17 protein-coding genes are annotated in these 23885 nt (G+C 41.3%); 1 reads left to right on the top strand and 16 read right to left on the bottom strand.

Going from position 1 to position 23885, the window contains the following annotated elements:
- The first annotated feature begins 12 nt into the window (after positions 1 to 12).
- Positions 13 to 1839 (top strand): aminopeptidase P family protein, encoded by a 1827-nt coding sequence (locus tag ACFIKB_RS06070; RefSeq protein WP_375653031.1) that lies wholly within the window; start codon positions 13 to 15, stop codon positions 1837 to 1839.
- A gap of 604 nt (positions 1840 to 2443) precedes the next feature.
- On the opposite strand, the gene ligA is transcribed toward ACFIKB_RS06070, so the two are convergent.
- The 16 genes from ligA to ACFIKB_RS05990 form a co-directional block, all read right to left on the bottom strand.
- On the bottom strand, positions 2444 to 4603 hold the full coding sequence (gene ligA, locus ACFIKB_RS06065; RefSeq protein WP_375636170.1) for an NAD-dependent DNA ligase LigA: 2160 nt from the start codon (positions 4601 to 4603) through the stop codon (positions 2444 to 2446).
- Between the two features lie 113 nt (positions 4604 to 4716).
- Positions 4717 to 6378 carry a DNA repair protein RecN gene (gene recN / locus ACFIKB_RS06060; protein ID WP_375636169.1) on the bottom strand — a complete coding sequence of 554 codons (1662 nt, stop codon included), beginning with the start codon at positions 6376 to 6378 and terminating at the stop codon, positions 4717 to 4719.
- 6 nt (positions 6379 to 6384) lie between these two features.
- Positions 6385 to 7278: an outer membrane protein assembly factor BamD gene (locus tag ACFIKB_RS06055; RefSeq protein ID WP_015856633.1), complete on the bottom strand. Its 894-nt coding sequence runs from the start codon at positions 7276 to 7278 to the stop codon at positions 6385 to 6387.
- 158 nt (positions 7279 to 7436) lie between these two features.
- Positions 7437 to 8321, bottom strand: a complete 885-nt coding sequence (gene lpxC / locus ACFIKB_RS06050; RefSeq protein ID WP_375644778.1) for a UDP-3-O-acyl-N-acetylglucosamine deacetylase — start codon at positions 8319 to 8321, stop codon at positions 7437 to 7439.
- A 211-nt stretch (positions 8322 to 8532) separates the two neighbouring features.
- Entirely contained in the window at positions 8533 to 10305 is a 1773-nt protein-coding gene (gene ftsZ / locus ACFIKB_RS06045) for a cell division protein FtsZ (RefSeq protein WP_375636167.1), read from the bottom strand.
- Between the two features lie 63 nt (positions 10306 to 10368).
- Entirely contained in the window at positions 10369 to 11670 is a 1302-nt protein-coding gene (gene ftsA, locus ACFIKB_RS06040) for a cell division protein FtsA (protein ID WP_375653030.1), read from the bottom strand.
- Positions 11667 to 12578, bottom strand: a complete 912-nt coding sequence (locus tag ACFIKB_RS06035; RefSeq protein WP_375644781.1) for a cell division protein FtsQ/DivIB — start codon at positions 12576 to 12578, stop codon at positions 11667 to 11669. The genes ftsA and ACFIKB_RS06035 overlap by 4 nt, the downstream gene beginning before the upstream one ends.
- Entirely contained in the window at positions 12566 to 13486 is a 921-nt protein-coding gene (locus ACFIKB_RS06030; RefSeq protein WP_375644782.1) for a D-alanine--D-alanine ligase, read from the bottom strand. Before ACFIKB_RS06030 ends, ACFIKB_RS06035 begins: the two co-directional genes overlap by 13 nt.
- 238 nt (positions 13487 to 13724) lie before the next feature.
- On the bottom strand, positions 13725 to 14702 hold the full coding sequence (gene murB / locus ACFIKB_RS06025) for a UDP-N-acetylmuramate dehydrogenase (RefSeq protein ID WP_375653042.1): 978 nt from the start codon (positions 14700 to 14702) through the stop codon (positions 13725 to 13727).
- Positions 14680 to 16107: a UDP-N-acetylmuramate--L-alanine ligase gene (gene murC, locus ACFIKB_RS06020; protein WP_015856640.1), complete on the bottom strand. Its 1428-nt coding sequence runs from the start codon at positions 16105 to 16107 to the stop codon at positions 14680 to 14682. Before murC ends, murB begins: the two co-directional genes overlap by 23 nt.
- Entirely contained in the window at positions 16091 to 17227 is a 1137-nt protein-coding gene (locus ACFIKB_RS06015) for a UDP-N-acetylglucosamine--N-acetylmuramyl-(pentapeptide) pyrophosphoryl-undecaprenol N-acetylglucosamine transferase (RefSeq protein ID WP_375636161.1), read from the bottom strand. Before ACFIKB_RS06015 ends, murC begins: the two co-directional genes overlap by 17 nt.
- Positions 17220 to 18374 carry an FtsW/RodA/SpoVE family cell cycle protein gene (locus ACFIKB_RS06010; RefSeq protein ID WP_375636160.1) on the bottom strand — a complete coding sequence of 385 codons (1155 nt, stop codon included), beginning with the start codon at positions 18372 to 18374 and terminating at the stop codon, positions 17220 to 17222. Before ACFIKB_RS06010 ends, ACFIKB_RS06015 begins: the two co-directional genes overlap by 8 nt.
- 141 nt (positions 18375 to 18515) lie before the next feature.
- Positions 18516 to 19910, bottom strand: coding sequence for a UDP-N-acetylmuramoyl-L-alanine--D-glutamate ligase (gene murD, locus ACFIKB_RS06005; RefSeq protein WP_375636159.1), 1395 nt, complete (start codon positions 19908 to 19910; stop codon positions 18516 to 18518).
- A gap of 4 nt (positions 19911 to 19914) precedes the next feature.
- Positions 19915 to 20985 carry a phospho-N-acetylmuramoyl-pentapeptide-transferase gene (gene mraY, locus ACFIKB_RS06000; RefSeq protein WP_375636158.1) on the bottom strand — a complete coding sequence of 357 codons (1071 nt, stop codon included), beginning with the start codon at positions 20983 to 20985 and terminating at the stop codon, positions 19915 to 19917.
- Between the two features lie 21 nt (positions 20986 to 21006).
- Complete coding sequence (murF, locus tag ACFIKB_RS05995; protein ID WP_375644787.1) at positions 21007 to 22428, bottom strand: UDP-N-acetylmuramoyl-tripeptide--D-alanyl-D-alanine ligase; 1422 nt, start codon at positions 22426 to 22428, stop codon at positions 21007 to 21009.
- Positions 22425 to 23876, bottom strand: a complete 1452-nt coding sequence (locus tag ACFIKB_RS05990) for a UDP-N-acetylmuramoyl-L-alanyl-D-glutamate--2,6-diaminopimelate ligase (protein ID WP_375636156.1) — start codon at positions 23874 to 23876, stop codon at positions 22425 to 22427. The genes murF and ACFIKB_RS05990 overlap by 4 nt, the downstream gene beginning before the upstream one ends.
- Positions 23877 to 23885: the final 9 nt, after the last annotated feature.

The raw sequence follows: 23885 nt of genomic DNA, 5'->3' as shown, positions 1-23885 counted from the left end.
AAGGACGTCATTATGTATCAATCTTTTGAGGCGACAACAAATCCAGCCCATGCTCTAGAACGCATTGCCTCTCTGCGTAAAGAGTTTGACCGCCTTGGTCTCGATGGTTTTCTTGTTCCGCGGTGCGATGAACATCAAGGAGAGTATGTCCCTCCCCATGCTCAACGCCTTAGCTGGCTAACCGGCTTTACTGGATCAGCTGGGATTGCACTGATTTTAAAAAACAAAGCCATCATATTTACAGACGGACGATATAAGCTCCAAGTTCGCCAACAAACTGATCCTAATATTTTTGATTATGAAGATCTCATAACTTGCCCTCCCTCACAATGGCTTGAAAAAAATGCTCAAAAACTTTCTATTGGCTTTGATCCATGGCTCCACACCATCACTGCCACCGATGCATTGAGAAACGCATTAGAAATGAAAGAAGGTGGAAAACTTGTAGCAATTCACTCCAATCCCATTGATCTGCTTTGGCATGATCAGCCATCATTGCCACAAGCTGCCCTATCAATTCACCCTCTCAAATATGCTGGGTGCAATACGGATGAAAAACTCGCTTTGATTTACAAAGATATACAGAAAACTCATGCAAATGCTTTTATTTTTACAGACCCTTCCTCCATTGCATGGACATTCAATATACGTGGCAACGATGTTTCCAACGCACCTTTTTCCCTTTGTTTTGCTTTCATTCCCATCCAAGAAACACCAGCCTTATTCATTAACAGCAAAAAACTTGGTGTAGAACAGAAACAATATCTGGAACGTTATGCAAAATTATATGAACCAGAACAGCTTATTCCAAAGATCAAAGAGTATGTTCAAAAAGGGACAGTGTTTGCCTTAGATCCACAGCTAACATGCGAAAAATTACGAACTGTTATTGAAGAAAAAAATAGCTCTTTCATCACACTTACCGATCCTGCCGCTCTACCACGTGCCATTAAAAATGACACAGAACTCAATGGCGCACGCAAAGCGCATCTACGCGATGGTGTTGCCCTAACCCGTTTTTTTTCCTGGTTAGATAAACAAATACCAGGGTCAATAAGTGAAATTTCTGCTGCGCAAAAATTAGAAGAATTTCGCATAAATACAGCAAAAGAAATGGGAGAAGAACTTAAAGATCTTTCTTTTGATACAATTTCAGCAGCAGGAGAAAATGGCGCCATTATTCATTATCGTGTAACAACACAAACAAATAAACAACTCAATGCGGGTGAACTTTATCTTGTTGATTCAGGCGGACAATATCGTGATGGAACGACAGATATCACACGTACAGTAGCAATTGGGAATATTGGAGAAGAAGAAAAACGCTGTTTCACGCTTGTCCTCAAAGGTATGATTGCTCTTTCAACTGCTTACTTTCCAAAAGGAACCCGCGGACAAGACATTGATATTCTAGCGCGCATTGCATTGTGGAAGGCTGGTTTTGATTATGCTCATGGCACCGGTCATGGTGTCGGGTCTTATCTTTCTGTTCATGAAGGACCACAAAATATTTCCCGCAAAGGATGCCAAGAACTCATCTCCGGTATGATTCTTTCAAACGAACCAGGATATTATCGCGAAGGTGCTTTTGGTATCCGTCTTGAAAATTTGATAATTGTAAAGCCAGCACAAAAAATTGATGGCGGGGATATAGAAATGCTTTCGTTTGAGACGCTTACACTTTGCCCTATTGATCGAAAACTCATTCTCCCAGAGCTTTTGACACAAGAAGAACGGCAATGGCTCAATGATTACCATGCGCGCGTTTATCAGATGAATGCACCTTACTTAAATGAAGAAGATAAAAAATGGGCAAAAGAGGCAACACTACCCCTTTAAATGAGGCAACACAAATATCTTCTAACGCTTCTTATAAAAACACCACACCCTTCTCTTTTAAAGAGGGAAATGCATATTTACCATCAGCAATCACAAAAAATGCTTCTATAAAATACTTCAAGTTTTTTTACCGATAGGATAAAAGCTCTTCCCAAACTGAAACAGAACGGGATATACTTATAACAGATAATGCTTATCAACTATCCTCTACCATCTTCACATGAGTTATAGCCTTATTCTGCTGTATAGAAATTTTCATTATATTTTGTAATCCTCCGCGTCTCATTTCTAAAACGCCTATTATAACCAGCTCATTACACTGTTTAAATTCAAAAATTCTGCATATTTAGTTACAATTTTTACCTTGATTCACAGTGATACCGTACATCTTTTACTAATAATAACCTTGTATATTCTTAATCATAAGAGTTTAAGTTTAATATTTAAATTCAACGTTTTTTAATCACTTAATAAATATCAAAATATATGGCGCTCTATTTTTGCAAAAAAAACAACCCCTATTATCCCCTTTTTGATTCCAGCCCCCCAAAATGTAAGAGAGATAACCATACAAACAGCATACGCATCTTCTAGAAAACGCCCTCTAAACATCATGTTCCTCAATCAACTGTAGCCAAGTCTCTTCATCGATAACCTCAACACCTAATTCTTCAGCTTTAGCCAATTTGGAGCCCGCTCCAGGTCCTGCAACAAGAAGATCTGTTTTTTTAGAAAGTGAACCAGATGTTTTGGCCCCTAATCGCTCTGCCAATGCTTTTGCTTCATCGCGTGACATATGCGCCAAAGTTCCTGTAAAAACAATTGTCTTCTCCGCTATTGGGGAAGAAGCTGTCGTGATAGGCTCTTCATCAAGAGGAGTTACTTCTTCAAGTAAAACAGACAAAACCTCACGATTATGCGCTTCTTGATAAAAATCAACAATTGCGCTCCCTACCTGTGGTCCAATTCCTTCGATATTGGTAAGCTCCATCCAAGCTTCATTGCCTTTTTCATTTGCCTTATCACATGGCATAAGTGCTCCCATAGCCGCAGTTTCAAAAGCTGTATAATTTTTATAAGTACGCGCAAGGCGGCGTGCATTCACCTCTCCAACATGACGAATCCCCAATGCAAACAAAAAACGGCTTAAAGGAATTTCGCGACGTGCATTAATGGCATCATACAATTTGCGAACTGAAACAGTACCAAAACCTTCTATATTTTCTAAACGTATCAAAGATTTTTCTTGGCGACGTTCTAAAGTAAAAATATCGGCTGGTGTATGAATACAAAGCGCTTCATCTTGAGCATAGAAAAAAAACTCTACCTGTTTTTTACCCAAGCCCTCAATATCAAAAGCATTACGCGCAACAAAATGACGAATACGCTCAATCGCCTGTGCAGGACAAATAAGCCCCCCTGTACAGCGACGCACGGCTTCTCCCACTTCACGAACAGCATGACTCCCACAAGCTGGACACAAATGAGGAAAAATAAAGACAGAAGCATCTTTCGGGCGTTTTTCAATAATAACATCAATAACTTGAGGGATCACATCACCAGCACGTTGTACAATCACGCTATCGCCTACACGGATGTCACGTCCTTCACGAATAGGCTCTCCTTTATGACCAATTCCCTTAATATAATCCTCATTATGCAAACTAGCATTGGTCACCACGACTCCACCAACAGTAATAGGTGTAAGACGTGCAACAGGTGTCAAAGCTCCCGTGCGACCAACTTGAATGTCAATATCTTTCAAAAGCGCTATCGCTTTTTCTGCTGGAAATTTATGCGCGATTGCCCAACGCGGCGAACGAGAAACAAACCCCAAGCGCTTTTGGAGCATCAAATCATTAACCTTATAAACAATCCCATCAATATCATAGCTTAAAGAATGACGGCATTCTTCGATATCGTGATAATAAGAAATAATTTCTTCTAACGTCTTAAAGGCTTTTGTTAATGGATTGATAACAAAGCCATATTCTTTTAGCTTTTTCATCATCTCCATTTGACTTTCTGCCAATATTTCACTCACCTCACCACAAGCATAAGCAAAAAATTGAAGCTTTCTGCTAGCGGTTATCCGTGAATCAAGCTGACGGAGTGAACCAGCTGCCGCATTTCGAGGATTGGCAAAGGTTAACTTGCCCTTCTCTTGTTGGCTGATATTAAGTGCTTGGAAATCCTCCCGCCCCATATAAACTTCACCACGCACCTCAATTATATCAGGAAAATCACCTTGCAAAACTTGTGGAATATCAGCAATGGTTCGGGCATTTGCCGTCACATTTTCACCGACAGTTCCATCCCCACGCGTTGCCGCCCCCACAAGCCGCCCCTTTTCATAGCGTAAAGACAAAGATAAACCATCAATTTTTGGCTCCGCTGTTATTTCCAACACCTGTGTTTCTGGAAGCCGTAAAAAACGACGAATACGCTCAACAAATTCAGTAACATCTTCAGAGCTAAACGCATTATCCAGTGAAAGCATTGGCTGTGCATGAACAGATTTTTCAAACTTTTCAGAAATTGGTGCCCCAATTTTATGTGAAGGAGAATCAACACGAATAAGCTCTGGAAAAAGAGCTTCAATTTCTGCATTACGGCGGCGCAAAGCATCATATTCTGCATCGGAAATTTCAGGCTGATCATCACGATTATAAAGCACATCATGACGTGCAATCTCTTTTGCCAACCACTCTAATTCACTTTCTGCTTCAACAGCTGTGAGATTTTTATCTGCATCTTTGTTCATAAAATCTATTCCAAATTACGAGCACTGCCACAAGGATGATCTCCGCGCCTCCTCATAAAGTGAATCTCAATAAATACAAGCTTTCCAGTATTTTTATCGCTGACTAATTACCTTCATGCTAGAAGCTTTTGAGCCGCTGCACGCGCTTCTTCAGTAATCTGTTCTCCTGCCAACATACGAGCAATTTCTTCTGCACGCTCATGCTCTTCCATTTTATGAATAGCAGTAACAAAGCGTCCTTTATCATGACTCTCAATTTTTGAAATAAGAAAATGACCATGCGCTTTCGATGCAACCTGTGGAGCATGCGTAATAGCGAAAACCTGAACATGTTCTGATAAGCGTTGCAACCGTTGCCCAATAGCAGCTGCAACAGCACCCCCAACGCCTGTATCAATTTCATCAAAGATCAGCGTCGGTGCTGATCCTCGATCAGATAAAACAACTTTTAATGCCAACAAAAAACGAGACAATTCACCGCCAGAAGCCACACTAAGCATTGGTCCAGCACGTGTTCCAGGATTTGTTCGCACCCAATATTCAATACGATCACATCCCTCTGCACTCCGCTTTTCGATATCACTTTGCATTTCAACAATAAATTCAGCCCTCTCTAATTTCAATGCCGGTAATTCAGTCATCACGCTTTCAGACAAGTGCTTTGCAATCTCTTGACGTTTTATTGACAACGCTTGTGCTAACGTATCGTAATTTTTTTGTGCTTGTTTTGCTTCATCTTCAAAACGTGTCAATATAGTCTGAGCCTCTTCAAAATCAGCTAATTCAGCATCCATCTTATCGTGTAACTGAACCAATTCATCCGCAGAAACTTGATATTTACGAGCAAAACCCCGAAGAGAAAAAAGACGCTCTTCTATCCGTTCCAATTCATCAGGTTCAAAATCTAATGCTCGTATTGCCGTCTCAATACCTTCTTGCGCTGTTGCAAGTGCATGCAATGCCTCATCAATAGATTTCACCACTGGTGCAATAAGCTCTTGTGCTTCAGGAATTTTCCGCTCCAAACGCCTCACCAAATTGGAAAGCACTGGGATTGGTGATTTTTGACCCGTTAAAAGATCATCCGCTTCTTTAATATCCGTCGCTATTTTTTCTAATTTAAGCATATCGGCACGACGAAGAGAAAGAGTATCCTCTTCACCAACTTTAAAATCAAGCTTTTCAAGCTCTTCTACACACGCACGAAGATAATCAACCTCACGTACAGCACTCTCTACTTTAAGACGCTGCCGTTGCAAACGCTCCTCAAATTCACGCCATGTGTAATAACACTGACGCAAATTTTCCACTTCATCCTCAAGACCACCAAAGGCATCTAATAATTGGCGATGTGTAGCAACATCAACAAGCGCACGATCATCATGTTGTCCATGGATTTCAACCAGCAAACGGCCAACACTCCGCATCAATGCAACACTAGACACCTGATCATTGATAAAAACACGGCTGCGTCCATCACTTGATTGCACACGTCGTAAAATAATATCACCCTCATCATCAAGACCATTCTCACGAATAAGTTGACGTGCAGGATGTGAAACAGACACATCAAAAACAGCCGTGACCTGCCCGCGCTCAGCACCATGACGCACAAGCGAAGCATCACCCCGCCCCCCTAGAGCAAGTGATAAAGCATCAAGGAGAATAGACTTCCCCGCACCTGTTTCTCCAGTTAAAACCGTCAACCCCGCCGTAAAATGAATATCGAGCGTTTCGATCAAAACAATATTATGAATCGAAAGCTGTACCAGCATAGAGAATCAACGTACCCTCTTCTTATCACCACCTAAAGCATTTGAGATCCAAGAAGATTTATGCTCGCGTGGCGATATTTTATTCTTCTGCAAGAGATTATAAGAAAATTTATACCACTCACTTTTGGGATAGTTACGTCCTAAAATAGCTGCTGCCGTCTGCGCTTCCGCCGTTAAGCCAAGAGCAAGATTAACTTCCGTCAAGCGGAAAAGCGCTTCTTCAATTTGATTTGTATCGGAATACTCTTCAACCACGGTACGAAACCGTCTACTTGCCGCAAGATAGCGCCGCCCCTCTTCATAATAACGACCAATCTGCATTTCTTTGCCAGCCAACTGTTCGCGCCCAAAACGTATTTTATCCTTAGCATCCTTGACATATTCAGAATTAGGATAACGCTCTATAAGGAGCTGCATAGCAGCAATAGCACGTTTCGTATCACGTTGATCACGCGTAACATCAGGAATCCGACGGAAAGAAGAAAGACCAATAATATAGTACGCATAAGCCGAGTCAGTCGACCCTGGATAAAGAGTAATATAGCGTTGAGCCATACTAATTGAATCATCATACTTTCCGAGTCGGTAATTAGTAAAAGCACCCATGACCAAAGATTTACGCCCCCAGTCTGTATAAGCATACTGCTTTTCAATCTTCAAAAACTTCTTCGATGCATCCCCAAGCTTCCCACTCTCAAGGCTAGCAAGCGCCTGATTATATAAAACATCTGGTGGCTCTATTTTCAAAACATAAGCAGATGGATCAAGGGTATTTTTCTCTTTAAAGAGGCATCCCGCCAACATACAGGTGCTTCCCAAAAGCACCACCCCCAATATCTTGCGTACAATGTTAAATTTTCTATATGTCATATTTCCAATGCACACATGAGATTTTTTCATAGTTTTTCCGGCCTCCACAGAATATCACCTTGTAGCAAAAACAAGTTATCAAAGGTCTTATACCATATCACTTTAAAATCCACATAACCAATTTAGCAGTTTAGGTCAATCATCCCCTTAAAAATCAAATAAACGATAAAAAAATCTTGTCAATTTTTTTACTCTTTCTCTAAAAAGCTTTTTTCGTAATGCGATTCGTCTGCCAAAACAGCCTTCACCAATTGCGCATTAATTCTATGTCCACTACAATAAGAACGAAATAATCCAATAAAAGGCGCCCCAAGCAAAGCAGTATCACCAATCGCATCAAGCATCTTGTGCCGAACACATTCATTCTCCCAATAAGGACCATCGGGATTTAAAATTTTATCATTAAGGTCGATAACAAGAGAATTTTCCAAAGAAGCGCCTCTCGCCTTTCCAGAAAGCCTTAATTTTTCCACGTCTTTGAGAAAACCAAAAGTGCGCGCACGTGACAAATCATCTCTAAACCCTCGTGTGGTAAGATCAAAACTGAAATGTTGCTTACCAATAGCAGAAGAAGGAAAAGAGATCGTTATATCAAAACGACGTCCATCGAATGGCAAAAGCTCTGCAACACCATGAGCCTCTTCAACCCGCAACGGCTTTTTTATAATGAAATAAGAACGTAACGCATTTTGCTGTACAATGCCAACATCTTCAAAAGCTTGGCAATATAGCCACGCTGAACCATCCAAAATAGGAATCTCATTATGTGACATTTCAATAACAAGATTATCCAAATTATAAGCAGCAATTGCTGCCATCAAATGTTCAATTGTTTCAACCCTTACATCTCCATCTCCAAGTACCGTTGATAATTCAGTTGCTCCTGTTTGCGATGCATGGGCTTGAAATATTTTCTCTGTTCCGTCTAATCCACAACGCTTAAAAATAATACCACACCCAACATCCGCTGGACAAACCTTCACCACTGACAAACAGCCACTGTGAACGCCAATCCCCTTAAATGTTACTGCTTTTTTAAGAGTAGACTGATATTTTGGCACCAAGTTCATCATATTATTTTATTGAATTGCTTTTACATCTTTTAACAAAATTTATAAAATCATAAAAAATATTCATAGTAAATAATAAAAAAACCGCTTAGCATAAGCGGTTTTTTTAAAAAAAGTATTTTATCCAAAAAACAGCAATATATTTTACTGTATAATTTTTGACTGATCATAAAAGAGGTAATAAAATTGCTTACTTTGCCTCATTTTTCATCAATTAATTTGCTTGACGACGTAAAAATGCTGGTATTTCCAACTGATCTTCTTCACTTATAAAAGTACGCTGATCTTGTGGTACCTGAGGGTGCAGCTCACCAGAACGACGTGGAACATAAACAGAAGCATCTTGAGAAAGCGCCTGAGAATTTTTATTGTAAACATGAGACTCTTGCTGCTGAGACGATCTAACAGCAGGCTCCAGCCTCGCTTCTGGCTCTGCTTCTTCACGATGCGTCAAGCTCTGTTTCAAACGCTGCCAAAGATTACGAGGACCTTGATCAGTCACAGATGTCCTTTGACTTTGTCCATGAGCAACAGGAGGAAAATCCTTTAACTCAGGCATACGCATTGGAGCGCGCGCTTGCATTTGTTGCATTTGTTTTGGTTGCACTGGCTTTTCTTTTTGCTTCACAACCCCTGTCATCTCATCAAGAACATGCGCTGTTGCCTCCATACTCACGGGAGCAGTCATAGCCTGTTGAGAACCACGACTTACTTGCATACGGGGCACATTTGATCTCTGTTCCTGAACAGCATTTGAACCATACGTAACAGCATTCGTCGCACTTCGTGTCGTCATTGCTTCTGTAGGATGTGCAAAAATTTGACTTTTGGGACGGAACTGTTCTCCGGTTGATTTACCCTTCTCTATTTCAAGTGATTCGATCACTTCTACCATTGACTCAGAACGCAATGGCGATGACTGAACATGAAAAGAACTGTGTGGCGTTCCAGGATCGCTCTTGCGCATTGAAGAAACAGGCCTTTGAAGCTGAGGATGAGAGGACTGAACCACATCACTAACTTCACGATCAATACCGGTGGCAACCACAGAAACACGAATAACGCCTTCCAATGACTCATCATCAATAGCGCCAAAGATCACATTCGCATCAGCATCCACTTCTTCACGAATACGATTAGCAGCTTCATCAACCTCAAAAAGAGTCATATCACGACCACCCGTAATAGAAATCAATAAACCACGCGCCCCACGCATAGAGGTATCATCCAACAATGGGTTTGCAATAGCAGCTTCAGCCGCAGCCAAAGCACGCCCATCACCAGATGCCTCACCCGTTCCCATCATAGCTCGACCCATTTCGTGCATAACAGAGCGAACATCAGCAAAATCAAGATTAATCAAACCCTCTTTAATCATCAAATCCGTAATGGAAGCAACACCAGAATAAAGCACTTGGTCAGCCATAGCAAAAGCATCAGCAAACGTTGTCTTATCATTTGCAATACGGAAAAGATTTTGATTGGGAATAACAATCAATGTATCGACAGACTTTTGTAATTCTTCAATACCAGCCTCTGCCGTTTTCATACGACGTGCGCCTTCAAACTGAAACGGCTTTGTCACAACACCAACAGTCAAAATACCTTTTTCACGCGCTGCGCGAGCAACAACGGGAGCAGCCCCTGTTCCAGTTCCTCCCCCCATACCAGCAGTAATGAAAACCATATGAGAGTCTGCAAGATGATCGATAATTTCATCAATACATTCCTCTGCCGCCGCTTGTCCAACTTCCGGTAAAGCACCAGCACCCAAACCTTCTGTCACAGCTGCCCCAAGTTGGATAACACGTTCAGCCTTTGACATAGCCAAAGCCTGTGCATCCGTATTTGCAACAACAAAGTCAACTCCCTGAAGACCAGCATTTATCATATTATTCACGGCATTCCCGCCACCACCTCCAACACCAAAAACGGTAATGCGTGGCTTCAATTCCGCGATATCTGGCCGATGCAGATTAATCGTCATTTTCTTTTCCTTCTCATAAGACACCGCAAGCCAAAGCGATGAAATTTATCCAACTAGACTTAACTAAAAACTCTCACGCAACCACTGACCAACACGCTGGAAATACCCACGCGTGCCCATCGATAAATGATTTCCTGCCGCCTGCATTGTTTTTTCTTCAAAACCCACCAATTGCGGATAAATTAACAACCCAACAGCAGATGTAAACGCCGCCCCTTTTGCAAGAGAAGGAAGCCTCGAAATACCTAAAGGCCGCCCGATACGAACATTTCTTCCTAATATAGTACGTGCCATTTCTGGCAATCCTGTTAACTGGCTTGCTCCCCCAGTCAAAATAACACGTTTACCAATGATGTGACCAAAACCAGAACGATTTAAACAATCACGGACCATTTCTAAAATTTCTTCAACACGCGCACGAATGATACGCCCAAGAACCGCGCGAGGATATTGAGTTTCACGCTGTTCACTCCCAATTTCTGCTACATTAATCATTTGCCGCTCATCGGTACTTGTTAAAAGTGCTGAACCATAAACAACTTTTAAACGTTCCGCCTCTGTTAGAGACATAGAAAATCCGCGCGCAACATCAAGAGTGACATGATGACCCCCAACAGCAAGAGCATCCGCATGAATAAATTTTCCCTCAAAAAACACTGAAAATGTTGTTGTTCCACCACCAAAATCAATACATGCAGCCCCTAAATGCGCCTCATCATTCATCAAGACAGCAAGACCACTTGCAAAGGGAGTAGCAACCATTGCTTCAACACTCAAATGTGCACGATTAACACAAGTTTCTAAATTACGCAAAGAAGCTGTTTCAGCTGTTACCACATGCACGTCAACACCAAATGTTTCCCCTGCCATTCCGACAGGATCAGAAATTCCTTTATCTCCATCCAATACATAAGAAACTGGAACTGAGTGCATAACATGACGTTCAGCATCAAAAGCTTTACGCGAAACATCTGAAAAGGCCATACGCATATCACGCTTGGTGACTTCACGACCATTCAAATGAACTTTTCCATTAATCAAAGCACTTTGTAATCGACTTGAGGAAAAATTCACAATCACTGAATCCACCACCAAACCAGCCATTTTTTCTGCCGCATCAACAGCCAATCTTATTGATTGTTCTGCTGCAAACATATCCATGACAACACCGGATTTAATACCGCGTGAACGCTGCACTCCAAAGCCTAGAATTTCCGTAGAATGTGTACGACCATGTAAATAGTGCGCATGCTTTAAAGGACGCAAACAAGCAATAAGACAAACAATCTTACTTGAACCGACATCAAGAACCGTTAAAAAACGTGTTTTACGCCCTCCCAGATGATGTGATCTAAGCAACATCATGGGTTTCCTGCCTTTCGTGTCTTTAAAATACGTTCTTCTTCTTCCACAGTAGCATGATAACGCTCCAACGTTTCATCTGATAAAGAAACAGTAATTCTATCAGCAAGACGTAAATCAACACTGCGAATATCGCGAGATAAAAGATCTTGCATTATACCGGACGAAACAAGAGAAGAAAGCTTTTCAAGGGCACCATTTTCAGGCAACATAACGCGCATTCCATTATCCAAAACAAGATCCCAACGTCGATCACCTACCCGCACGAAAGCACGAATACGATCATATACTTCCGGATAGACCGACAGCGCTTGAATAAACACTTTAGCAGCATTTTGCGCACCCTGCCCAACCACAAGAGGTAAATCCCGAACAATTTCCCCTTTAAAGGGCACAATGACACGACCTGTATTATCAACAATATCCACTATGCTATCATGTTGCCAAATAGCATAGGGTTCACGCTCCACGATGGAAATGCGCATTCTATTAGGATAAATTTTCTGAACATTAGCCGATTGCACCCAAGCCTGTTTTTCCAAAAGAGAACGTGCTCTTTCAACATCAAAAGTGAATATAGAAGGCGCAACATCAAGTTTTAAAATTTTAAAAATATCCTGCTTTGTCAAGCGCTTATTGCCGCTTATATCGACATGAGTGACCACAAAACTACTATCTAATATGATCGTGTTTACGATCACAGCCATCTGACCACTTGATGAAAGTCCATAAAAAGCCGTAACAAAGAAAAACCATACCACCGCAAAAGAACCGAAATGGCGTGGAATATGAATATTGACAAAAACAAACTCAAACATAAACCGGAGGAAACGACGATAAAGACGTGGCAAAGCCGGCACTGAAAGCACCTCCATCGGAACATTTGTTTTATTAACATTCAACGCATACATGATGCGTCCTCCACCATCCATTGAACAATATCGCCGTAAGTACGGCCGCTCGCTTTTGCAATATCAGGAAGAAGAGACGTCGATGTCATACCGGGTTGCGTATTAATTTCAAGCCAAACCAATTCTCCCGTTTTCTCATCAAAACGAAAATCAGAACGGCTAACACCTCGACACCCTATCGCCTGATGGGCTGCTAAAGACATTCTTTGCACACTTTGGTAAATATTTAGTGAAAGTTGTGCAGGACAAATGTGAAGAGAACCACCCGTTTTATATTTCGAGTCATAATCGTAGAATGGAAAGTGTTTATTGGGAAGAATTTCACACACATCCAGCACTTCATTCCCCAAAACAGCACAAGTCAATTCACGACCAGGAATATATTTTTCAATCATCACCTCATCGGCATACCCCCACTCAGCTCCCCCAATATTATGCGGCGGTGCTGCTTCATTTTCCTGGACAATGACAACACCAAAACTTGATCCTTCACACACAGGTTTAATTACATAAGGAGGCTCCATGGGATGCGTTTGTCCCAAAGCAAAGCGGCTCATGATACGAGAAGGAGCAACACAAACCCCAACATTTGCAACGATAATTTTTGCACGTCCCTTATCCATTGCCAAAGCGGATGCCATCACACCAGAATGGGTGTAAGGAATTTTTAAATATTCAAGAATCCCCTGGATCCGGCCATCTTCACCAAATGGACCATGCAATGCATTGAAGGCAATATCAGGCTGCAACTGTTCAAGAACAGAAGCAATATGAGCGTCAACATCCACGCGGCTCACGCGATACCCCTGCAGCTCTAGAACATCAGCACAAGCCGCCCCTGAAGATAAACTTACAGACCGTTCAGAAGAAAAACCTCCCATTAACACAGCTATATGTTTATCTCTCATAATAAATCACCCTCTTTCGCATACTATATGTAGTCTATATAAAATACATCAGCACCACATACAGAAAAAACAAGGTTTATCCTTGCGAATCAATAACCTAGCATTTTGCATAATGAATCAGACTCAAAAGCCTGATGCAAGAGATTCTTTGTTAATTTATTGATTCTTAATAGAAATTTTTTATTATCTCTTTGAAATGACTCAATTTTTTATTTGCACTTTTTTAGTGAACAATAAATCAATGAAATGGATCAAAAGGAGAAACACTTCGACCACGCTCAAATTGACCGATACGCTCTATTTCCCACTGTAAAAGGTGGGCTGAATTTGCAAAAACACGCGCACGCACTGTTTCTCCCAATGCTTCAAGATCATATCCTGTTGCTTGCCCTGTATTAATCATAAAGTTACAGTGCATTTCACTCATTTGAGCGCCACCAATCCGTAAACCACGACACCCTGCTTCATCAATCACGCGCCACGCAGATCCATTCTCAGGATTTTTGAACGTTGATCCTCCTGTCTTTTCACGAATGGGTTGTACTGTTTCTCTGTGGAGGGAAACTTCATCCATAGCAGCACGAATATCATCTTTATTACCAAGTTTTCCTTCCAATAAAGCAGCTGTAAAAATAAAATCTTTAGGAATATCACAATGGCGATAGGAATAATGCATATCTTTCAAACTCAAGATATGACGTTGCCCTTTACGATCCAGCGCATAGACCTCAACAACACGCGCTGCGGTTTCAATACCATTCGCACCCGCGTTCATTTTGAGAGCTCCTCCAAGAGCACCAGGAATACCATGATAAAAATGAAAACCTGCAATTCCTGCCTTTAAAGCGGCAACAGCTAAATGTTTATCCGCCGTACCAGCACCAACTAAAAAGCCTTTTGGAGAAACTTGCTGCACTTGCCCAAAGTTTTTTGGCGAAAGACGAATCACAACACCAGGAATGCCCCCATCACGCACCAGAAGATTAGAACCGATACCGACAATTGTTACAGGAACAAATTCAGGCAAATTTTGAAGAAAGAAAGCCAAATCTTGTTCATCAACAGGCTGATAAAAAAGCTCTGCCAACCCACCCGTGCGAAACCACGTTACCTTACGCATTTCAACATTAGGTGTAAGTTTGCCTCTCACGCCACCCAACAGCGGTTGCAATTGCGCCAATAGCGCCTCACCATCAATGTGCTGAAAATTTACCATGACCATCCAATACCGCTAATTGATGAGGCAACGCACAAGCCCATTGTGTGATATTGCCAGCACCAAGAAAAACAACATAATCCTCTGCCTGAGCAAATTTTGAGACAAAAGACACAACATCTTCCAGACTATGTATCAAGCGCACATCACGATGACCCGCCATTTTAATATGCTCTACCAATTCTTGAGAACCAAATCCTACAATAGGCTCTTCACCAGCCGCATAAACGGGCGTAATCAACACTGTATCTGCATCATTAAAACAAGCAGAAAAATCATCAAATAAATGATACAAACGTGAATACCGATGGGGTTGTGCAATCGCAATAACACGCCCTTTTGCACTCTCACGTGCTGCACGCAAAACAGCCTTTATTTCAACAGGATGATGTCCATAATCATCAAATATTTCAATACCCCGCCAACTTCCTGTTCGCGTAAAACGCCGTTTTACTCCGCCAAATTCTGCTAAGCCCCTTTTTATAGCTTCATTTGAAATGCCTAGTTCATGCGCAATAGCAATCGCCGCCGTTGCATTAGCAACATTATGCTGTCCTGCCATGGGCAAAAGCAAATTTTTCAACTCAATTTTTCTTCCTGTTTTGCGTGAGCGAACAAGAACATCAAAATGCGTTTTTTGACCATCCATCGAAAGATTAAGAAAACGAACATCCGCTTGTGGATTTGCACCATAAGTGATCACCCAACGATCATCAATACGGCCCGCCAATGACTGAACCTCTGGATGATCAAGGCACAAAACAGCAAAACCATAAAAAGGAACATTTTCTACGAATTGCCGAAAAGCCTCACGCACAGCATCAAAACTTCCATAATGATCTAAATGCTCAGCGTCAATATTAGTAATAACAGCAATATCAGCAGGCAGCTTTAAAAATGTACCATCACTTTCATCAGCTTCAACAATCATCCAATCGCCATCTCCTGTACGAGAATTCGTACCATAAGCATTAATAATACCGCCATTAATCACCACTGGATCAAAATGACCAGCATCAAGGAGAGCTGCGACCATTGATGTGGTCGTTGTTTTACCATGTGTACCACCCACCGCAATTGCACGCCGAAACCGCATCAGCTCCGCTAGCATTTCTGCACGTCTGACAAGCGGTAAATGTCTTTCCTTTGCAGCAATATACTCAGGATTTGTTTTTTTAACGGCAGTAGAAAAAACAACAACCTCTGCATTCCCTAAATTTTCAGCACAATGACCTATATGAACGTTAATTCCTTTTCTCCGCAAACGTTCAACATTCGCACTCTCAACTTGATCTGACCCTTGAACTTTATAGCCAAGATTATAAAAAACCTCCGCAATTCCACTCATACCGATCCCCCCGATTCCGATAAAATGGATAACGCCTATATCAAGTGGCATTTTCATTAAAAAGCTCCTCTTTTATATCTGACAACAATCGCCCTGAAATTAAGGATTCAGCCATATCAGCAAGACAACGGGTTGCATGAGGTTGCCCAACTTTTTTTGCAGAAAGCGCTTGTTTTTCTAATAAATGGGGCGCACAACAAGCGTGCATTAAAAGAGAAAAAAGCTTTTGTGCATTTAAATCTTTTTCTGATACAATTTGCGCACCACCTACACGAGCAAGCAGAGCTGCATTGGCAGCCTGATCATGATCTAAAGCATGGGGATAGGGAACAAGCAAAGCAGGTCTACCAATCACCGCTATCTCACAAACAGATGAAGCCCCAGCGCGCGACAAAATAAAATGGGCATGTGCCATACGTTCAGCCATATCATCAAAAAAAGGAGCTACCTCTGCTTGTACGCCCATATCACGATAGATTTTGATCAACCCTTCTGCTTCACCTCGAACTTGCTGCACAATTCGTAAACGTTTACGGTTCTTATCATCGAATAAAGCAATAGCTTCTGGAACAATATGTGAAAAAGCAGAAGCCCCTTGGCTACCTCCAAAAATCAAAAAATGAAATGGCTCTTCACCAGTTGAGGGATGATAAGGAATTTTGGCCGCCTTCAACACAGCCTCACGAACAGGATTCCCCGTCAAAAGTATTTTATGAGCATAAGCGCCATTTGGCGACAACAAACCACCAGCGATTGCACGCACAAAAATTGCCAACACCCGATTGGCACGCCCCATAACAGCATTTTGTTCATGAATAAATGTTACACGCCTCGTTAAGGCCGCAATAAAAAGAGGAGGAAAGCTCGGATACCCTCCAAATCCTCCAACAAGAACAGGACGTAATTTATAAAACAACGCCAACGATTGCCCCATCCCCCTTAGCAAAGACCAAAACGTCTTTATCAGAGCAAAAGGATGGCGTCGTGTAAATGTTGCCGATGAAACGATATGAATATGCTCTTCATCAAAGCAGCGAACAAAAGGTCGTGCTCTTTCATCTGTTATTAAATGAACATCATATCCACGCTGCCTTAATTCAACAGAAAGGGCTTCAGCAGGAAAAAGATGTCCACCTGTACCACCAGCCACCAAAACAATAACTTTTTTATCATTCATAAGGGGTATCCAAGATAGAAGAGGAAGAAAAAGCTGAAAGGCGTGCTTCTGGCCAACGACGTGTTAAACTGAGCAAAATGCCCATTGAAAACGCAATCGCCACCATCGAAGAACCACCATAAGAAATAAAAGGCAATGTCATGCCTTTTGGAGGAATTAAGTGAAGATTAACGGCCATATTAATAGCTGATTGAAAGCCAATCATCATTGCTATGCCAGTAATACCAAGACGTATAAAGGAATCACGTGTATTCATGGCTATATACAATGAACGCATAACGATAAAGCCAAAAAGCATCATAATTAATAAACAAAGAATAATACCATACTCTTCAGCAGCAACGGAAAATACAAAATCTGTATGGCTATCAGGAATGATACGTTTTACTGTTCCCTCCCCAGGACCTTGCCCAAACCAACCACCATTCAAAATAGCCTCACGTCCTACATCCACTTGAAACGTATCCCCTTCACCTGTCAAAAAACCATTGATACGCTCGCGTACATGATGCAGAAAAAGATAAGCTAAAATAATTCCTACAACGCCTAAAATGAGAAAGAGAAAAATAATGGTAAGAGGTACACCAGCAATAAAAAACAGCCCCCCCCATGTTGCACTTATTAAAACTGTTTGTCCAATATCAGGCTGCAAAACCAGAAGCACACAACAAATGGCATAAAGTAGAATCGCTAACGTATAACCCAGAATTCCCCTCCTGCGTATCTGTTCTGAAAAAAGCCAAGCAGACATAACCACAAAAGCTGGCTTCATAAACTCTGAAGCCTGTACAGAAAAACCAAATAGTAGAATCCACCTCCGTGCTCCCTTTAATTCTGGACCCCAAAATAAGGTTGCAACCATAAGAGCAAGCGTTACAATGAGCAAAAGAGCACATAAACGACGAATATTAGAAAGCGAAAAAAAGGAAATGGTAACCATCGTAAAAAATGCTGAAATGCTAAAAATGATATGCCACCGAACAAAATAAAAACTATCAGCAATTCCGATTTTTTTTGCAATAATAGGGCTGGCAGCAAAAGACAGCATAATGCCAATTCCCATTAAAATTAAACAAGCTGCAAAGATAGAGCGATCAATCGTCCACCACCAATTAGCAATTGGATCTCTATCTGCACGCGTAACCATGGTATCCACCTTATCCATTATAAATTATCTTAAAGTGATATGGTTCCCCAGCCTATTTAACAAACACTTTAAAAACTAAATTACACAAAAAAAGATTCTGGAGTCTTAACGCAAAATATTTTTTTATAACTGATGATTTTTTTATTGTAACTGCATCACAAAAGAGACAAATTCTTCGCCTCGCATTTCATAATTTTTAAATTGGTCATAACTTGCACAAGCAGGTGACAAAAGAACCGTCACCTCTTTTTCCTTACAACCCATTGCATCAACAGCTGCTTCACGCACCGCATTTTTCAAAGTTAAGCTCATAGAAAAGGGAAAAGCAGATCCAATAGTGCGAGCAAATTCTTCCGCCGCGCTCCCAATCAAATAGGCTTTACGAATTTTAGGAAAAAATTTTCTAAGAGACTCTATTCCTCCCTTTTTTGCCTGTCCCCCAACAATCCAAAAAATATCATTAAAGGTGGAAAGCGCAGGAGCTGTTGCATCTGCATTAGTCGCCTTGCTGTCATTGATAAACAAAACCGCCCCCATTTTACGCACCTGCTGCATACGATGATCCAGCCCTTTATAACTTGCTAAATGCTTGTTCATAGAAGGATCGGTTATTTTTAAAGCCTGCAACGTTGCTAATGCCATAAGGGCATTTTGCGCATTATGACGTCCGCGCAAAGCAGTCATAGACGTCAGATCTGCAAGCATATGACGCTGTCCTTGATAAACAGAAAAGAGCTTAGTCCCATCTGCATAAAAACCATTTTCAACAAAATGATCCTTGGAAATTGCCCCAATTTTCTTCCCTTCATGAAGCAACTGTTGATATAAAACCCTACAAGCTGCATCATCAACTGAAATAAAAGCCTGTGAAGCCTGAGCAATCAGATGCCTTTTGGTTTGCACATAACAGGCAAAACTCCCATGTCGATCAATATGATCAGGTGTTAAATTCAATAAAAGTCCAATGGTCGGCTGAAGAGAGGGTGTAAGATCAATTTGAAATGATGAACATTCAATCACATAGATACGTTTTTTAACAAATGGCTTAAGCGTCAATATTGCCTTTCCGATATTCCCCCCCACCTGCACATCATAACCCATTTTTTCCAACAAATGCGCAAGTAAAGCCGTTGTGGTTGACTTTCCATTCGTCCCCGTAATCGCAATGAAAGGAACATCTTGGTCACAAAAACCATAATGCTGTAAAAAATGCTGGCGCGCACGAACAAATAATTCAATATCACCGATAATTTCTATATTTTTTTTTCGTGCTTTTTCAACAACCCAATGGGGTTGAGGATAATTTAAAGGAACTCCAGGAGCTACAATCAATGCAACAAATTCTGACCAATCTTCATAACGGAGATCTCGCGTTGGAATATTGTGCCGGAAAGCCATCTGCACGCTTGAAGGACTATCATCCCACGCCACCACTTCTGCACCGCCACGCATCAATGCTTGTGCCGTTGCTAGTCCAGACTTTCCTAATCCAAATAAAGCAACTTTTTGTCCTTTATAACACGCAACAGAAATCAAAATCTCACCGCAATTTAAGTGTTGAAAGACCAATAAGAGCAAGAACAATTGAAATAATCCAAAAGCGTATCACGACTTGGCTTTCAGTCCAGCCTTTTTTCTCAAAATGATGATGTATCGGTGCCATAAGAAACACTCGTTTTCTTGTTAATTTGAAATAACCAACCTGAATAACGACCGAAAAAGCTTCCACAACAAAAAGCCCACCAATAAGAGCCAAAACAATTTCGTGCTTCGTAGCGACTGCAACAGTCCCCAATAATCCTCCAAGAGCCAACGAACCAGTATCTCCCATAAAAATAGCTGCAGGTGGTGCATTAAACCATAAAAAACCAAGCCCTGCCCCAACAACAGCTCCCAGTAAAACAGCCAATTCACCTGCTCCCGATACATAATGGATTTGGAGATAATCAGCAAAATTCATATTACCAGAAAGATAAGCAATCAGAGCAAAAGATAAGGCTGCAACCATCACAGGAACAATAGCAAGGCCATCAAGTCCATCCGTCAAATTAACCGCATTACCCGTCGCGACAATAACAAAAGCAGAAAAAGGAATAAAAAACCAGCCCAAATTGATAAGATAATCTTTCAAAAAAGGCAAAGCGAATCCAGATGAGCCAATTTGTAGGATGACAAAAGCAGCAATTGCGGCAACACAAAACTCCAAACTTAACCGTGCTTTCCCAGAAAATCCTTTGTCTGTTTGTTTTGTGACCTTAAGATAATCGTCATAAAATCCAATTGCCCCAAAAGAAAGCATAACCAATAGCGATACCCAAAAATAAATATTCGATAAATTACACCACAAAAATGCCGCTACCACAATACCGGTTAAAATCATCAATCCACCCATTGTAGGTGTTCCAGCCTTTTTAAAATGTGTTTGAGGACCATCCGCACGAATCGGTTGCCCCTTACCCTGCCGCAATTTAAGAGAAGCAATGATGCTAGGTCCAAACAAAAAGACGATGAGCCCCGAAGTAAGCATAGCCGCTATCGTGCGAAAAGTAATATAACGAAATACATTCACACCTGGAAGCCAATCACTAAACGAAGAAAAAAACAGCATCATGGTACAAAAAACCTCTTAAAATTATGAAGAAACCGCTTTATAGCGGTCAAGCAATGCAGTCACAATATTTGATGAACAAAGGCTATTGGATGATTTAACCATAAGCAGATCCCCAGAAGAAATTTCTGCTAAAAGGAGAGATAAAATTTTCTCAATATTTTCAGCATAATGAACCTTAACACCAGCAGACAAATCACTAACTAAAGATTTCATCGCCTCACCAAATAGAAAAACCGGATTAGCACCGGAAAGACGTATTGGCTTTATTAAATCACGATGAAGCTTTTCACTATACTCCCCTAACTCTAGCATATCTCCTAAAATAGCAATTCGCCGCCCCTCTTCCCCGACTGGTCCTGTAGCAAGAAGCTCAAGCGCAGCACGCATAGAAGCAGGATTTGCATTATAGCTTTCATCAATGAGATAAAATTCACCCCCATTTGATAAAGACAGTCGATAACGAACACCTCGCCCCTTTTGAGAAGAAAAATGGCGAAAAGAAAGAAGAACAGGCTCTAACTCAACTCCCATAGCATCACAAGCAGCAATAACCCCTAAACTATTTTGCACAATATGGCGTCCGGGAGCACCAATTTGAACCTCCCTATCCCGCTCCCTAATACGTACAATCATAGAAGAACGATCAGTTAGAAGACGTATATCTCGCGCTTGATAATCAGCATTTTTGCTCTCACCAAAGCTTAAGATATTCTTTACACCGCATTTCTTTGCTTTTTGGATGAGATAAGAAAAAAAATCACTATCCGCATTTAAAACGGCAATGCCTTTCTCATCTAATCCTTCAAAAATTTCAGCTTTTGCCTTTGCTATTTCTTCAAGATTTTTGAAAAAACCCATATGTCCTGCACAAATATGCGTAATGAGAGCAACATGCGGACAAACCAGTTTGACCAGAGGGCGAATTTCATCTCTATGATTCATGCCAATTTCAAAGATACCATAATCACTCTCCATAGGCATCCGCGCTAAAGTGAGTGGAACCCCCCAGCAATTATTTAAAGAAGCGAGATTCGCATGAACGTTCCCAGTCGTTGCAAGTGCTTGTTTCAAAGCTTCTTTTGTCGTTGTTTTTCCCACCGATCCTGTTATCGCAATAATCTTAGCTCTTGAACGTTTGCGTGCAGCTTGTGCAAGTTTTTCCAGGGCTTGCAAAACATCAGGAACAACAATAAGTGGAGCCGATATCTTTTTCATATCCCTTAAACGGTGTTCCGCAACGATAAGAACGCCTGCACCTCGTTCATAAGCTTGCGCAGCAAAATCATGACCATCAAGATGATGCCCCTTAATGCAGAAAAAAATATCACCTTCCGCAAGAGTACGGCTATCAATGGAAACCCCAGAAAAAGTTTCTGGCATGCTTCCTATTACAACACCATTAATTGCAGCAACAAGTGCTTTCTTATCCCATAAAGCTGTCATTTCTTTCGGTTCTCTAGAGCTTCTATCGCTTTCAGACGATCTGAAAAAGGATAAGTTGTCTGCCCTATAATTTGGCCATCCTCATGACCTTTTCCAGCAATGATTAATGTATCACCAACTTTCAAAAGCTCCACCGCGTAAGAAATAGCCTCACCACGATCTGCTATCTCTATTGCTGTTGGCACTGCCTGTAAAATATCCTTGCGTATTTTTTCTGGCATTTCTGTGCGAGGATTATCATCCGTTACAATAACAATATCCGCTTTATCCGCCGCAATTTTTCCCATCAAAGGTCTTTTTCCTTGATCACGATCTCCTCCACAACCAAAAACAACGATCAAACGCCCTTGCGTAAAGGGACGAACAGAAAGCAAAACCTGCTCCAAAGCTTCTGGTTTATGGGCATAATCAATATAAACAGGCGCATTATTTTCTGTCTTTCCGACAAATTCTAACCGCCCAGGTGCCCCCTGCAAAGTTTCAAGCGCAGAAAAAACCTTACGAGGTGAAACACCCGTTGCAATCGCTAACCCCGCTGCCATAAGCGCATTGGCTACCTGAAAATCTCCAGCCAAAGGCAAATCAAATGTATAAATATTATTTTCCACACGACACTCAATACACTGTTTTGAGCGTTGATGTTCAACACGATTAATCGTGATAAATTTCCCCTTACGGCCAATTGTCAAGACACGGCGGCGCGCTTGTGTAACAACATCAATAACCTTTTGTGAATAGACATCATCAGCAAAAATCAAAGCAGGAGCAGATACAGGCAAAAGTGTATCAAACAACCTCATTTTAGCTCGCAAATAATCCTCTACCCCCGTGTGATAATCCATGTGATCTCGCCCTAAATTGGTAAAGGCACCAGCCGTTAAACGAACTCCATCAAGTCGTCCTTGATCAAGCCCATGTGAAGAAGCTTCAAGAGCTGCATGAGTCACACCTTCATGAGAAATTTCACAAAGAAGACGGTGCAAGGCAACCGGATCAGGTGTTGTGAGAGAACCATAAACATTCCGTTTAGGAGAAACAACACCAACCGTTCCTATACTCGCAGCACAAAATCCAACATGAGTCCAAATTTGCCGAATAAAAGAGACAACAGATGTTTTACCACTTGTACCAGTCACAGCAACGACCGTTTCAGGCTGAGAACCGTAAAAACGTGCAGCTGCCAACGCTAAACTATGACGAACATTAGAAACACGTAAAATGGGAACAGGTAAATCCTCAAGAACAGCATAACAATCTGTAACAATTGCTCGTGCGCCACGCTTTATCGCATCATCTATATAGTGTCTTCCATCACTTTTTTTTCCTTGAACAACGACAAAAACATAGCCTGGCAAGACTTGTCGAGAATCTGCACTGATTCCTGTTATTTCCATTGAAGAAAGATTCTGATCTTCAAGACATTCTGTAAAAACTGTTCCAAACAACATAACGATGCA

Source organism: Bartonella sp. MR110HLJHH (assembly GCF_042194225.1).
Lineage (GTDB): Bacteria > Pseudomonadota > Alphaproteobacteria > Rhizobiales > Rhizobiaceae > Bartonella > Bartonella grahamii.
The sequence above is the reverse complement of the archived record's forward strand: the minus strand, read 5'-3'. Positions and strand labels throughout refer to the sequence as shown.